The 14452-nt window shown below is 48.1% G+C and carries 15 protein-coding genes; 11 read left to right on the top strand and 4 right to left on the bottom strand.

The features are described from left to right. Nucleotides 1-32 precede the first annotated feature (32 nt). From L693_RS0101875 to L693_RS0101865, 3 genes are all read left to right on the top strand, one after another. Nucleotides 33-1115 (top strand): DUF294 nucleotidyltransferase-like domain-containing protein, encoded by a 1083-nt coding sequence (locus L693_RS0101875; protein ID WP_025715810.1) that lies wholly within the window; start codon nt 33-35, stop codon nt 1113-1115. Further along, a complete protein-coding gene (locus L693_RS0101870; protein ID WP_025715809.1) occupies nt 1112-1849 on the top strand; it encodes an exonuclease domain-containing protein in 738 nt (245 codons plus the stop codon). Before L693_RS0101875 ends, L693_RS0101870 begins: the two co-directional genes overlap by 4 nt. Nucleotides 1850-2150: 301 nt before the next feature. Further along, nucleotides 2151-2798 carry a TlpA family protein disulfide reductase gene (locus tag L693_RS0101865; RefSeq protein ID WP_025715808.1) on the top strand — a complete coding sequence of 216 codons (648 nt, stop codon included), beginning with the start codon at nt 2151-2153 and terminating at the stop codon, nt 2796-2798. A 38-nt stretch (nt 2799-2836) separates the two neighbouring features. On the opposite strand, the gene cimA is transcribed toward L693_RS0101865, so the two are convergent. Then, on the bottom strand, nt 2837-4453 hold the full coding sequence (cimA, locus tag L693_RS0101860; RefSeq protein ID WP_025715807.1) for a citramalate synthase: 1617 nt from the start codon (nt 4451-4453) through the stop codon (nt 2837-2839). A gap of 295 nt (nt 4454-4748) precedes the next feature. On the opposite strand from cimA, the gene L693_RS0101855 reads away from it, so the two are divergent. The 3 genes from L693_RS0101855 to L693_RS0101845 all read left to right on the top strand — a co-directional run bounded on the left by L693_RS0101855 (nt 4749) and on the right by L693_RS0101845 (nt 8012). Beyond that, on the top strand, nt 4749-6029 hold the full coding sequence (locus tag L693_RS0101855) for a DNA polymerase IV (protein ID WP_025715806.1): 1281 nt from the start codon (nt 4749-4751) through the stop codon (nt 6027-6029). Between the two features lie 161 nt (nt 6030-6190). Further along, entirely contained in the window at nt 6191-6433 is a 243-nt protein-coding gene (locus tag L693_RS0101850) for a ferredoxin (protein WP_007429833.1), read from the top strand. Between the two features lie 160 nt (nt 6434-6593). Further along, nucleotides 6594-8012, top strand: a complete 1419-nt coding sequence (locus tag L693_RS0101845) for a L,D-transpeptidase (RefSeq protein WP_025715805.1) — start codon at nt 6594-6596, stop codon at nt 8010-8012. Nucleotides 8013-8040: 28 nt separating this feature from the next. On the opposite strand, the gene L693_RS27565 is transcribed toward L693_RS0101845, so the two are convergent. After that, complete coding sequence (locus L693_RS27565) at nt 8041-8262, bottom strand: hypothetical protein (RefSeq protein ID WP_049825023.1); 222 nt, start codon at nt 8260-8262, stop codon at nt 8041-8043. A 144-nt stretch (nt 8263-8406) separates the two neighbouring features. Here L693_RS27565 and L693_RS0101835 point away from each other — a divergent pair, with 144 nt between their 5' ends. The 3 genes from L693_RS0101835 to L693_RS0101825 are packed head-to-tail and all read left to right on the top strand — an operon-like array spanning nt 8407 to nt 10919. Then, the gene (locus tag L693_RS0101835) at nt 8407-9501 is read left to right on the top strand and encodes a quinone-dependent dihydroorotate dehydrogenase (protein ID WP_025715804.1); all 1095 of its coding nucleotides are present in this window, start codon (nt 8407-8409) and stop codon (nt 9499-9501) included. Nucleotides 9502-9536: 35 nt separating this feature from the next. After that, the gene (locus L693_RS0101830) at nt 9537-10349 is read left to right on the top strand and encodes a GTP pyrophosphokinase (RefSeq protein WP_025715803.1); all 813 of its coding nucleotides are present in this window, start codon (nt 9537-9539) and stop codon (nt 10347-10349) included. Beyond that, nucleotides 10350-10919: a DUF309 domain-containing protein gene (locus tag L693_RS0101825; RefSeq protein ID WP_025715802.1), complete on the top strand. Its 570-nt coding sequence runs from the start codon at nt 10350-10352 to the stop codon at nt 10917-10919. Between the two features lie 85 nt (nt 10920-11004). On the opposite strand, the gene L693_RS0101820 is transcribed toward L693_RS0101825, so the two are convergent. Next, complete coding sequence (locus L693_RS0101820; RefSeq protein ID WP_025715801.1) at nt 11005-11532, bottom strand: thioredoxin family protein; 528 nt, start codon at nt 11530-11532, stop codon at nt 11005-11007. Nucleotides 11533-11695: 163 nt separating this feature from the next. On the opposite strand from L693_RS0101820, the gene L693_RS0101815 reads away from it, so the two are divergent. Together L693_RS0101815 and L693_RS0101810 are read left to right on the top strand one after the other, a co-directional pair. Then, nucleotides 11696-13354 (top strand): RsmB/NOP family class I SAM-dependent RNA methyltransferase, encoded by a 1659-nt coding sequence (locus L693_RS0101815; protein WP_025715800.1) that lies wholly within the window; start codon nt 11696-11698, stop codon nt 13352-13354. Next, on the top strand, nt 13351-14133 hold the full coding sequence (locus tag L693_RS0101810) for a pseudouridine synthase (RefSeq protein WP_025715799.1): 783 nt from the start codon (nt 13351-13353) through the stop codon (nt 14131-14133). The genes L693_RS0101815 and L693_RS0101810 overlap by 4 nt, the downstream gene beginning before the upstream one ends. Nucleotides 14134-14223: 90 nt before the next feature. Here the strand turns inward: L693_RS0101810 and L693_RS27560 are convergent. After that, a partial coding sequence (locus L693_RS27560) for a GGDEF domain-containing protein (protein ID WP_155983745.1) occupies nt 14224-14452 on the bottom strand: 229 nt, incomplete at its 5' end.

Below are 14452 nucleotides of genomic sequence, written 5' to 3'. Positions count from 1 at the left end.
GAGCCAGTATGGAGAGCGGAGGAGATGGTAGTATGGAACTGCAAAATACGGCCCCTTGGGTGAGTTCCGCTGAAGCGATTGATCAAGCTGACACGCCTGAATCGCTAAGGCAGGCCAGGGTCGATTCTCAAAAATGGCTACTGGCTTCCCAAGCCTCCGCTCCGTTATCAGACTGGTTACAAACGGCGAATGAAATGCATGACCGCATCGCGGCCAGAGCTGTACAAATGTGCGAAAAAGGGATGGTTGAGGATGGCTTCGGCCCTCCTCCCGTCCCTTACGCATTTATAGCCTTTGGAAGCATGGGGCGCTCGGAATCAACGCTATGGAGTGACCAGGATAACGGTATGATTATCAGTGATACTGTATCTGCTGATAAAGAAGTGTATTTTAGAGAATTTGGTCGCAGAGTCTCTGCGATGCTGGAGTATTTGGGCTATCCCAAATGTGAGGGGAAAGTGATGTGTTCGGAGCCGTTGTGGTGTCGCACATTGTCTGAATGGCAGGAGCAGCTCGCAACATGGTCGGATGATTTCGCCTGGGAGCCGATTCGTTATCTGATCATCTCATCTGATATGAGGTATATTGCTGGAGATGAGCAATTGTCATGCGAATGGAAACGAAGCTTCTATAAGCTGTTCCGAAAACATCCCGATTTGCCTTCAGCGGTACTCAGGAACACAGTCAGGCATAAAGCGACACTTAATATTTTAGGTCAGATCGTCACCGAACGCTTCGGAGAGCATGCGGGCGATTTTGATGTGAAATACGGGTTGTATATTCCGCTCGTCAATGCAGTGCGCTTTCTGGCGTTGCAGCACGGAGTGGAGGAAACCTCTACGCTGAAAAGACTGAGGCGTCTGGCGCAATTGGAGGCTGCACCGCTTCCTTTGCTGGATGCTTGCGAGCGGGCCTTTCGGATTGCGCTTCAGCTTCGAACGGCTACTCCGGCGCAGGAGAAGGATGGATTGCTGATCAGCAACGGCTATCTGGCCGTCAAGCCGCTGAAGCAAGGCAAGGGCTGGCATGAGCTGCGCGAGGCTCTGTCGACGGTTCGACGGTTCCATCGTGCGTTGCAAAGACAGCTGCGATTTATGGAAGGGAGAAGGTCATGAAGGAGCCAGCGCAGGGAGGCGGCTTTTGGAGCGCTCTTCGCAGAGGAGGAGTACCGTCTGCCATCGCTTCTGTCATGGGGGCTCCTACGGCTCAGCAGATGGCGTTTATTCGTTCCTTAACCCGGGAGCAACGTCGCTCTGAAGTATTGCGGACCCCGCTGGAGCGTTTGGAGACAGTTGTTTTTGATCTGGAGACGACGGGATTTTCTGCGCAGCATGGTGATGAGATTTTATCGTTCGGGGCGATTCGTGTAGTTGGAGATACGATTATGGAAAAAGAGCAGTTTTACACGCTTGTCAATCCACGTACAATGATTCCTGAGCATATTACGGAGTTAACCGGGATTACCCGGGAAATGACGGATGAGGCTCCCCCGCTTATGAATGGGCTGCATGACTTTATGTCCTTTGTAGGTGGGCGTGTACTTGTAGCGCATGCCAGTGCACATGACAAGGCTTTTTTGAATGCCGCCTTATGGAAAACATCTAAAGTTCAGCTGACTCACCGTGTGCTGGATACGATGATGCTGGCCAAGTGGCTTGAGCCACAACAACACCAAACGTACAGCTTGGATGAATTGCTGACCTACCAAAGCATTCCGATTGAGGGGCGGCATCATGCGCTAGAGGATGCAAAAATGACAGCTAAGCTGTGGGTGGCGTATGTTCAGGAAATGCTTAACCGTAACGTGACTAATTTGGCAGATGTTTATGCACATTTAAGTCATGCCTGATTTCGTATACAGCGTGAGCACTCAAATTACACAAAAAAACAGTAAGCCCGCGATCATTCGTAGGTTTGCTGTTTTTTTGTGCATATATGTGCGAAGAAATGCTATATAAAATAAGGGCAACTCAACTTATAGCTGTAATGATGAATTGAAGTTCCTGGAAATTGCGGTGGTATTAATTTTTCGGTCTAATACTTATTTTCTTTTGACAATATATACAGATCACAGGGTTAGAGGTGGCAGCAGGCTGGGTATCCTATGGAGAAGTTTAAGGTGAGCCCAACGAAAGCCAGGTGATTGGATTGTGATAAGAGTTGGTTTTATTCGATTAGGGATGGCTATGCTGGTTGCGGGAGCGGCTTCAGGGTTAGTTATTGCAAATACGGCTTATGCAACAAGCTTGCCCAATAAAAATGTACTTTCACAGGAGGAGCATAAAGATGAGGAGGGGCTTGGGATAGAGCTAGCTGTAGAGGCTGATTCAGATGCAATAGAAGTGATAAAAAAGCTGAAACCCGGTCAACGGCTTCCTTCCATGATTTTAAAGGATTTAAAAGGCAATTCCTACGATGTAGCGGCTCCACGCAACAAACCACTGGTTATTAGTTTCTGGGCTTCATGGTGCGATCCGTGCCGTTTGGAAGCGCCTATGCTGAATGAGCTGTATCGCCAGTACAAACATGATGTAGATGTGTATGGGATCAATGTAACTCGTTATGATCGATTGGAGGATGTGCGGAAATTTTCCCGCTCTTTGGGTCTGCAATTTCCGATTTTGCTTGATGAGCAAGGGACATTGTTTGAACGGTTTGGAGGAGCAGCTTTTCCGACTCATGTATTGGTTGATCATCATGGACTGGTGCACGAAATTATAATCGGCATGTTAAGTGAGCAGGAATTGAAACGTAAAATACAGATGCTTCAAAAAAAGAAGGTGTCTTTGAGGTTCTGATAGACCCTAAAGACACCTTTGATCACTCCATTATCTGATTAGTGGTTAACTAACCCCTGATGAGTAAGATCTGCCTGCTCATTTTTGGGAGTCGGCGCTTCCAGCAACGCATAACGGAAGCTGTCCAGGAGAGCTTCCCAACTGGCTTCAATGACATTTTCGGATACGCCTACGTTACTCCAGACGTCTTCGTAATTTTTGGATTCTATGAGCACTCGTACTTTGGCGGCGGTGGCATCTTTTTCGTCAAGCACACGTACCTTGTAATCAGCCAGGTGCATGTCCCGTAGCGCAGGGAAATATTGGGAAAGGGCCTTGCGTAGTGCGTTATCGAGTGCATTGACAGGACCATTTCCTTCAGCAGCGGTATAAACACTCGTCCCAGCGACATTTAGCTTCAAGAACGCCTCGGATACGACCGGTTTGCCTGCTGTTTTTTCTACGAGCACCTTGAAGGACTCGAATGAAAACATTTCCTTCACTTCGCCGCCTGCTTCCCGAATGAGCAATTCCAGCGAAGCATCTGCTCCTTCAAACTGATAGCCCTGATGCTCCAGCTCCTTGATGCGGCTAATGACGCCACGCGCTTCATCACTGGAAGGATCAAGGGTGATGCCCAGCTCCTGCGCCTTGGAAACAACGTTGCTTTGTCCAGCCAGTTCAGAGACCAGTACTCGCTGTTTGTTACCTACCAACTCAGGGGAAATGTGCTCGTAAGTTCGCGAATCGCGCAAAATTGCTGACACATGGATGCCGCCCTTATGGGCAAAAGCTGCATTACCGACATAAGGCTGGTTCACAGGCATATTGACGTTAGCCACCTCGCTAACAAAGCGGGCTGTATTGCTGAGTTGTTTCAGCTTGTCATCACCCAGACAATCATAGCCAAATTTGAGTTGCAAATTTGGAATGACAGAGCATAGATTAGCGTTACCACATCGTTCGCCGTATCCGTTAATAGTACCTTGAACCTGCCTTGCGCCTGCTTGAACCGCGCTCAGCGTGTTAGCTACTGCCAATTCACAGTCATTGTGTGTATGAATACCTAATTGTGATCTTGACAATTGACTATGCAGGGTAGTGACAATTTCCTTTATCTCATGCGGCATGGTGCCACCGTTTGTATCGCACATTACAAGCCAGTCCGCGCCTGCTTCTTCTGCTTTTTTCAAAACGGCGAGTGCGTATTCTGGGTTGTTTTTGTAGCCGTCAAAAAAATGCTCGGCATCAAAAATCACCTCCATGCCTCCTTGTTTCAAAAAGGCAATGGAATCATAAATCATGGACAGATTTTCCTCCAGTGTCGTCTGTAAAGCGGTGTGCACATGAAAATCCCATGATTTACCTACCAGTGTGGCCGCCTGGGCGCCGGATTCCAGAATTCGCTGCAGATTGACATCCTCTGCTGCAATACTATTCTTGCGACGCGTGCTGCCGAAGGCGACAATTTTGGCTTGAAGTCCTAGCTCTTGCACCCGTTTGAAAAATTCGATATCCTTGCTGTTGCTCCCGGGAATCCCGCCTTCAATATAATGAACACCGAGATCATCAAGTTTTTTGGCGATTTTCAGTTTGTCGTCAGCAGACAAGCTAATTCCTTCTCCTTGAGTACCGTCTCGCAGCGTTGTATCAAAGATAGAAATAGCGGTGGACATGAGGGACTCCTCCTTCGCGATTGCTCAGATTAATGTACTTTGCTTTTTTAGCAGATTTATTTAACTAATTAACGCTTAAAAACAGGAAAGCGTCAGCTCGCCTTGCTCATATGATACTCGATTATATCAACTAATGACTTCAAATGTAATATATAATTATCATTTTGTGGCCGCAAAACCTTTATTCTCATGTAAAATCTCATGTAAAATAGAAGGAGAATTCAGATCTAAACTTAAGCCAAGAGACATATTCCCGTAAGAGCGGGTGAATTTAAAGTTAAAAGAAGGGTTGAGCATGAAAGATGTCAGTGCTTATTATCCGGTCGGTGGGCGAGTTATTTTGCATGTGGATATGAATGCATTTTATTGTTCCGTTCATGCAGCGGAGGAACCGGAGAAATATAAGGGAGTGCCTACCGCCGTAGCTGGCAGTAGTGAGCTGCGCAAAGGTGTAATTGTAACCTGCTCCTACGAAGCTCGACGTTTGGGCATTTCAACAGGGATGGTCGTTCAGCAGGCACGCCGGATTTGTCCGCAGCTTATCGTAATACAGCCTGATTTTCACTTGTACCGTCGTTATTCCAAAGCATTTATGAGCATTGCCTATTCGTATACCCCTATGCTGGAAGCCACTTCAATTGATGAATGTTATCTGGACATTACTGGTTCCAAGCAGTTTGGAACACCTCTGGAAATTGCAGGGGAAATTCAGCGCAGAGTAGAGGATGAGCTTGGCTTGCCCTGCTCGATCGGAATAGCACCCAACAAGCTGTTGGCGAAAATGGCTTCTGATCTAAAAAAGCCACGTGGGATATCCGTTTTACGTCTGCGTGATGTGCCCAGCATTTTATGGAAGCTTCCTTGCAGTCAATTGTTTGGTGTGGGTCGCAAAACGGCAGACAAGCTTTTGCAAATGAACATTCGCACCATCGGGCAATTGGCTAAGGCGGATGAACATATGCTAATTGGTGCATTTGGCGTGACAGGATCGTGGCTCAAATTGGCGGCTAACGGGATTAATCATTCTCCAGTCAGCACTGAACGTGAGCCTAACAAATCCATCGGTCATACGACGACCCTGCCTATGGATGTGATGAAGCTGGAAGAGGCTCAGCGGGTACTTCTTAACATTAGCGACCAGGTAGCCCGGAGGCTACGACGACACGGTATGCTGGCAGGAGGTATTCAACTCACGATTCGGACGCCAGATATGAAGACCTTTACGCGTTCTCAGATGAGAAGTACTCCTACGGAAAGTGCTGAAGACATATATAAGGAAGCTTGTGCGCTGTATCGTCGTCATTGGGGAGAGGACAAGCCTGTGCGCTTACTGGGGATTACACTACAGCAGCTCATTCCGAAGGAGGAAGCGGCTGTTCAGCTGGATCTTTTTGAATATCAGGACCAGCCCAAGAAAGAAAGTCTATTGAAAACGATGGATGCGCTGCGCGACAAATTTGGTGAAAATGCAATTTTGACCGCCGGGATGCTGGGAGATGATCCTTCAGTGCTGCTTCGCAATTCCAAGCTGCGCGGAACTTCGCTGCAAAAAGACAATCTTCCGACTCCTGAGTGAATTTCCGCTTCATTTATGTAAAGCAGCGGAAGCTTGCAATATAAGCGTTTTTTACATGAGGGATAAAGGAAAATAATTTGTAATAATTTTTCGTTTGTATTAATATGTGAATAGAATGCAAAAGCTGGTTTGTTTGATTGTATAGGAGGAAGAGAACAGTTATGGCTAAATACACTTGGGTAGAAAAAGATACATGCATTGCTTGCGGAGCCTGTGGCGCCACAGCACCAGACATTTATGATTATGATGATGAAGGTTTGGCTGAAGTTATCTTTGAGGGAGATGCAAACCAAGGCATCAAGGCGATCTCAGAAGACCTGTATGATGATATGCAGGATGCTTGTGATGGTTGCCCTACAGATTCCATCAAAGTAGCAGACGAGCCCTTCAACAAAGAAGGTTAAGTGTAGGCTTCTTGGATGGTGACAGCACCGACAGCTTCCTTCACCGTATTACGGTTAAGGAAGCTGTCGGTGCTGTTTTTTTTATGTGCTGTCCATCTGGTCCATTCCGACCGATATACATATTAGGAAGTACGCAAGATTACACGATCAGGAGGATCCGATGGACCATTCGCCTCATCTTAAATCGTATGTAAAAAAGCATCCTGATAATAAAATGGCTTGGTATCTACTCGGTAAAGAGTATGAGAGCAGCGGTCAGGAGGGCAAAGCAAATTATTGCTTTAATCGCGCGGGAGAAGTGTTCGAGGCCTTCGAGCATAAACAGATTCCGGCAGACGTATGGATGGAATATCAGGATAAACTCGTTCAGATGTCGAAGGAGAAGGAGCGGCGAACAGCCCGAGCACGCCATCTGCTAACTGCGCTCATGGTCCTCTTGCTCATATGGGTGCCTTCAGCCAATTCACCGAAGCGTTCAAATGAGAATGCAGCCGTATCACCCGTAACCGAGCGTGCAGCCGCCGATAATGTGAAAACTGCGGAAGTACCGATTGTTGATCCAACAGGGACAGCTAAGATCGGTGGGACTAATGTTGGCGGTGTGTTTACGGCCCAAGGTCGAAAAGGAAGCGGAGCTGAGACGACGCTTGCTGATATGCTAACAAAGACGGATCGTTTGCCCCCCAAAACCACCGTGCTGGGCATGGAGCAGAGCGGCTCATGGCTACTTTGGAGGAATGGAATGCAGCCATTACTGAGTGTGCAAAACCAAGGGAATGGTGGATTAGCTGTTCAGTCTTACGATGCCGCTGCGTGTGCTTGCAAGCCGCCCGACAGGGAGAGTCTTCGCCAAGCAGGTCTGGAATGGGCAGCCGGTCAGGAGGAGCTGGCTGTGCTGAATAGCTCCATGCTTGCTTTTCGTTCGCAGCATCAACGTCTTCCCCAGAGTCTTGATGAGCTGACCCGCAACTTTCCCGATAACACGATGTATGGTACGACAGAGGGGATGAAGAAAGCTTTTATACCGATGCGCAGTTTACTTGCTTCACCGGGACAGGGAGCAGATCAACAGGCTGGCTCGTCGGCTGAAAGCAGTCCTTTACTGGCATCGTCACTGCATGGATGGCCTTTTCTGGGGCAGCCGTTGCGGATTGTGGTAGACAAATCCAAGCACAGGCTCGGATTGTTGAGTGGCAATGTGCTAATCCGAAATTATCCTGTTGGATTGGGTGGAGAAAAGACGCCGGAAGGGAAATTTGTAATTAGCGATAAAGTCGTCAATCCGAACGGCAAATCCAATGGTGAGTTTGGTAGCCGTGGAATGCAGCTGTCTGCAACGAATTATGCCATCCATGGTACGAACAAGCCAGACAGCATTGGGAAAAATGAATCGCTGGGCTGCGTCCGCATGGGCAAGACGGATGTGGAGGAATTGTTTGCTCTCGTGCCTTCAGGTACGGAGGTGGTTATTGGTACTGGGGGATTGCCTGAACAAGTACTTGTGCCTGGTTCGCGATTTATGAGTGAGCCGAAGCACGATCAGACGAATCCCCGCAAAACCTATCACTGGCTAAATTAACCTTTTCGCTGCATAAGCTGCTTGTTGTTTAACGATTTCCCGCTTGTGCTAAAACAATGACCAGAACAATCACAACGATGAGGAGAACAAAGCTGACGGCGGTCCATACAATCGCCTTCTTGTTCACCTCGTCCTTTTTCTTTTGCAGACTGGGCGGCTTGCGCTTGGTCTTCATATCAGCAATCCCTCTTTTCTGACGGGCTAAGGAACCTGTCTTACTATGTCCATTGTAAATGGTTTGATTATACATTTTCAATGACATCTCCATGACAACTGAATTGTTCTGTTGTCGCACCTCGCAAATTACTTTCTTTTTGGTATGGAAAAAGCTAAACTATTTTGTAGAGATGTTTTTTAGGATTGTGCAAGGGCATAGAACGGAGTGGATGAGAACGTGTTGTATCGAAGAATTGTAAAACCTGTTTTTTTCAAAATGAGTCCGGAGACGGCCCATCATGTAGTCATTGATGGCTTAAAGTATGCGGGGGCGCTTCCAGGTGGAGCAGCAACGCTGCGGGGGATGTACGGAGTCAAGGAAACGGAGGATCTTGCCGTTGATCTGTTCGGACTTCATTTTCCCAACCCGATTGGACTGGCTGCGGGGTTGGATAAAAATGCGGAAGCGGTTGCCGGCTTTTCCTCCATCGGGTTTGGTTTTATGGAAGTAGGCACGGTGACACCTGTCGGACAGCCCGGCAATGATCGGCCCCGCTTGTTCCGCTTGCCTCCCGATGAGGCATTAGTCAATCGGATGGGCTTTAACAATCTGGGTGCGGAGAGTATGGCTGAACGATTGGCTGCACTCAAACATCGGCCTGTTCCGGTTGCTGTTAATATTGGCAAAAACAAAATCACGCCCAATGAGGATGCACATAAGGATTATGAAAAGTGTATTTCCGCGCTATATCCGTACGCGGACTTCTTTGTGGTGAATATTAGCTCGCCGAATACACCGGATTTGCGAAAGCTCCAGCATGGCAGTGAACTGAAGTCATTACTTGAAGCGGTTCGGGCAGAGATGGGTGTGCAGGCAGCCAAGTATGGCGAATCCAAATCTGTGCTGGTTAAAATTGCCCCGGACGTATCGGATGAGGAACTGGAATATATGACGGATGCGATCGCTGCCAGTGGAGTGGACGGTATTATTGCGACAAATACAACGATATCCAGGGCTGGCCTGACACATCGAAATGCGAGTGAAACGGGAGGCTTGAGCGGCAAGCCGCTGCGTGATCGTTCTACAGAGGTCATTGGGCGGGTATACCGTCAGACGGAGGGGAAGCTGCCTATCATCGGATCGGGAGGCATTTTCACCAGCCGTGATGCCTATGACAAAATTAAAGCAGGCGCGAGCCTGATTGAAATTTATACAGCATTGATCTACGAGGGACCGGAAGTGAATCGGGCTTTGCACGCCGGTCTGCGTGAGCTGCTTCGAAAGGACGGCTTTAGACACATTACCGAGGCTGTTGGTGCAGATCACAGATAAAAAATGTGGTGTCGGAAGAGACAGGAGGTACGGGGATGGACGGAAGAGACTGGGGAACATTTTTGCTGCCATACGATCAGGCGGTGGAGGAGCTTAAGGTCAAGTTCAAAACAATGCGTGCGGAGCTGAAGAAGCGCGAGGAATACGCTCCTATCGAATTCGTAACCGGACGTGTTAAAAAAATATCAAGCATCCTCGATAAAGCGAAAAGATTGCAGGTTTCTCCTGATCAGCTAGAGACGGGAATTGAGGACATTGCAGGCATCCGTATTATGTGTCAATTCGTTGAGGATATTCGGCGGGTAGCCGAGTACATTCGAAGACGCAAGGATTTGACCGTACTGTATGAAAAGGACTATATCACCAACTATAAAGATAGCGGTTATCGCAGCTTTCATATGATTGTGGAATATCCTGTGCAGACGGCGCTGGGATTAAAAATTGTGCTGGCGGAAATTCAGATCCGTACCTTGGCTATGAATTTCTGGGCCACCATCGAGCATTCGCTCAGTTATAAGTATCGTGAAAGCTTGCCGGGTGAAATGCGGGCAAGGTTGAAAAAGGCCGCTGAGGCAGCCTTTGTATTAGATAATGAGATGTCTTCCATTCGTCTTGAAATATTGGAAGCACAGAAAAAATTTGAGGATGAAGCGAATATCGTTTCCAAAGTGCTAACAGGTATGCATCGCTTGTATTTTTACCATAAGATCAGCGAAACGATTGATGCACAGCGCAGGTTTAATGAGCTGTGGGAGCAACATGATATGGAAGGAATCAAGCAGCTTCACGATGAAGTTAAGGAGATGCTGGAATCCTCCACCAAGGAAGAAGACAGGGATGAACAATAAATGGTGAACCTTTCCTATGAACCGTTGTACGTGACTTACCTGGTATACTTCAATCGGGATCGGGATTATTTTGAATGTCATGAGGTACTGGAAGAGCTGTGGCTTAGGCTGGACCGTGACCCTGTATATAAAGGTTTGCTGCAAATCGCTGTAGGGCTGTTTCATTTTCGTAACGGCAACTATCGTGGTGGGCATATGATGCTGGATAGTGCGGTGCATAGACTGGAGCATACTCCACCGCAGGCGCTGGGCATTAATATGGCGAAGCTGGTGAACGAGGCGCGCGCTTGTGCCCGCCAGCTTGCCGAGTTTGTTGCCGCTGGTAAGGAACAACTTCTGCACCAGCCGCCGGTTTATCGGGATTTGACAATTGAAATCGTCGACCCCGGGCTGCGCCGGGCCGTGAATAATGTATCACCGTCCATTCCAGCCAATGTCCCGCAGCAACGAAGACCTCAGCGTGGGGAGAAGCATGAGCAGCGTCAGCAGGCGCTGGAAGCCTCAATCAGGCGCAGACAGGCAGTCTGCGATTCCTGCATCGCCTTGCCTGAAACGAAGGGCGCGACGTAACTCGAAGCGCGCATAATAAGCAAGCAGCCCGATCCATTTTGAGGGGATCGGGCTGTTTTATCGTTCCAGAATGTGCGAACATCTTTTAGGAGGTTACGTTCTTTTTATATTTCTCAAAAAAGGCTTTAAAATCGTCCAGCGTATAGCCGTTGTCAGATGGGCTTTCCTTCAAGCCACCAACCATGCGATCCTTTTCCACGCCTTTTTCGTAATAGACGAGCGTAGGGGTATATTCAATGTTGTACTTGTCCCAGCCGTCTTCATACTCACGCAGGTTAAACTCATGCATTGTGATGTTCTCCTGCTTGCTCAAAGGCATCAGCTTGGGAGTCGTGGCGCGGCAATGAACACAATCGGATGCGAAATGATAAACGAAAAAGCTTTCCTTTTTGTTAATTTTGCTTTGCAGATCTGCTGGTTTAATAATCTGCTGATAATTAGGATCATTCAATAATTCTTGAGTGGCTGGCTTCAAAGACGCTGTGGACACGCCGTATAACTCGTTTTTAGTACCAGAATTTAAAGCGAGCAGTACTCCAAGCAAGATGACCAGCACAACAAAAAAGCCGATGACAGGTATAAGCTTTTTTTTGTTGGATTTTTGGGCGTTCAATATAATCTCTCCTATCAAAATTCAAAATATGTAGCTAAGAATCTCATTATTATACAACATTACAGATTGTAGTGAAAGTTTGTAAATCACAGAGATATTGCGGCATAACGGGTTGATTATGGTACAATAAATTTTATTTTAACAGGACAGGATGATTACGATTATGGGTGTACAGCTTCCTACAGCATTTGTGAAGCGCATGGAGCAACTGCTCGGTGACGAATTTGAAGCTTTTATGGCTGCTTATGATCATACGCCACATGCAGGAATACGCGTCAATACGTTAAAAATTCCGGTGGAGGCGTTTAAGGCGATTTCGCCATTTGAGCTGCGGCCGATTCCGTGGTGCAGTACAGGCTTTTACATTCCGCACGGTACGAAGCCTGGGTTACATTCCTACTACCATGCGGGGCTGTATTATGTGCAGGAACCCAGTGCAATGTCTCCGGTAGAGCTGCTAGATGTAGCTGTGGATGAAGCTGTACTGGACTTGTGTGCTGCACCAGGGGGGAAATCGACTCAAATCGCTGCCAAGCTGCAAGGAAGCGGCGTATTGGTAACGAATGATATTAGCGCGGAACGAACCAAGGCGTTGGCCAAAAATGTGGAATTATACGGTGTTCGTAATGCTGTGGTACTGAATGAAAGCCCGGACCGAATCGCGGAGGCCTTTCCTCATTTTTTTGACAAGATTTTAATTGATGCACCTTGCTCGGGAGAAGGCATGTTCCGCAAGGATGAGGACATGGCGAAGCAATGGGAAACGCACTCCGTGGAAAAGTGTTTGGTCATGCAACGAGACATTTTGCGCGTAGCGGCTTCGATGTTGAGCGACGGAGGACGGATCGTTTATTCGACCTGTACCTTTGCACCCGAGGAAAATGAGGGGATGATCGCGGAGTTTCTGGAGGCTCACCCTGATTTTGAGGTTATTCCTGTTCCTTCAGGTGCAGGCTTTGCACTAGGTCACCCTGAATGGGTGAGTGAAGCGGTTGCCTCAGCCCACCCTGAGCTGCGCGGAACGGCGCGTCTATGGCCGCATCTTGTAGAGGGCGAAGGTCATTTTATCGCTGTATTGCAGCATCAGGGCAGTCGGGCCGTTGCGGCAGAAGATCGTTGGGGGAAAGCAGATTCAATCCAATCCGGTGGTACGGCTGAAAAGGCTTTAAACATGGATGCGCAGCGGCCGCGTGGGAAACAGCATTTGTCTGTCGTGGAACCGCTGACTCGAAGCGGACAGAGCAGACATGCTGTTGGCGAGTCCAAACGAAATAAAAAAGATGGGAAGCCAGGAAAAGGAGCGACTGCGCGCGGGTTTGAGGGCAGCAGGTCCCGTTCCGGCAAAGAGGGTTTAAAATCGGCTGCACGTGCATCGCATGATGTGATGGAATCCTATCGCCAGTTTGTACAAGAGCATCTGGAGGTGTCGTTTGCTGGCTATACAGTTGTCTATGGAGATCGCATCTATCAGTCGCCGCTGTCCTCACATCGTCTGGACGGCCTTAAAGTGGTGCGTCCGGGCTGGTTTATAGGCACTGACAAGAAGGGTCGATTTGTCCCTTCGCACCCGCTGGCGGTAGCTTTGCGGCCGTCTGAGGCGGTTAGAAGCATAAACCTCTCTAGTTCAGATGCTGAAGCCATTCGTTATTTAAAGGGTGAGACCTTATCCATCCCGGTTCAGCGAATCACATTGAAGAACGACGCACAGCCCAAAGGCTACGTTCTCATATGTATTGATGGATATACTGCCGGATGGGGAAAGTGGCAGGATGGCATGCTCAAAAATGAATATCCTACAGGTTGGAGGTGGACATCGGTATGAGTGGAAAGGGCAGGCAAACACAACGTTTGGACAAAATTTTAACCCACATGGGATATGGTTCACGCAGTGATATCAAGCGACAGGTGAAGCAAGGGATCATTACGGTGAATGGTCGAGCCATTAAGGATAGCGGCTTGCAGGGTCATCCATACAACGATCAGATTGAAGTGAACGGGGAACGTGTTGTTTTTCGGGAGTATATTTATATTATGCTTCACAAGCCGCCCGGTGTAATTTCTGCAACCGAGGATACGCGCGAACGAACGGTGCTGGATTTGTTGAGTGCGGAGGAACGGCATTTTGAGCCATTTCCCGTAGGGCGACTGGATAAAGATACAGAAGGGCTATTGTTGTTGACCAACGACGGCAAGCTGGCGCATGAACTATTGTCTCCACGACGTCATGTCCCTAAAACGTATGAGGCTACCGTATCGGGTCATGTTACGGAAGAGGATATTCAGCAATTTGCAGCAGGAGTGGAGCTGGATGACGGTTATGTTACGCTTCCCGCTCAATTGACCATTCTTCGGCATGAATATCCGCAGCAGACGGATGAAGAAGTCATTTCCTATATTTCGCTAGTGATCCATGAAGGGAAGTTTCATCAGGTCAAGCGCATGTTCGAGGCAGTTGGTAAAAAGGTGACCTATCTGAAAAGAACGGCCATGGGCCCGTTATCGCTGGATGAACAGCTGCCGCTGGGCAGCTATCGTGAGCTAACCCACGAGGAGTTGGCATGGATTGGGCGGGAGCTGACGTCTGCAACGGCAGAGACTTAATGAGGATACACAATAAAATGACGCACAGGCTCTTATTAGAGTTCACTGTGCGTCATTTTAAATTTACATATAACGGATGGCGGATATGAATTATTGTGCCTGTGCTGTCCGGCTTTTTTTCACTTCCGCTGCCTTATAGGCTGTAACCTTGTTTTTACCTGTTGTTTTGGATATGTACATCGCCTGATCCGCCTGCTTGACCAGTTCATCCGGGTTTATTTCCCTTTTGACTGTACTATGACCGACACTGATGGTGACAATGCTTTCCTCGGCCACCCGTTCGCGAATGCGTTCAGCGACATGTTCGACCTTGGCTCGT

The organism is Paenibacillus sp. 1-18 (genome assembly GCF_000520755.1).
Taxonomy (GTDB): Bacteria; Bacillota; Bacilli; order Paenibacillales; family Paenibacillaceae; genus Paenibacillus; species Paenibacillus brasilensis.
This window is presented reverse-complemented; position numbering and strand designations above follow the sequence as displayed.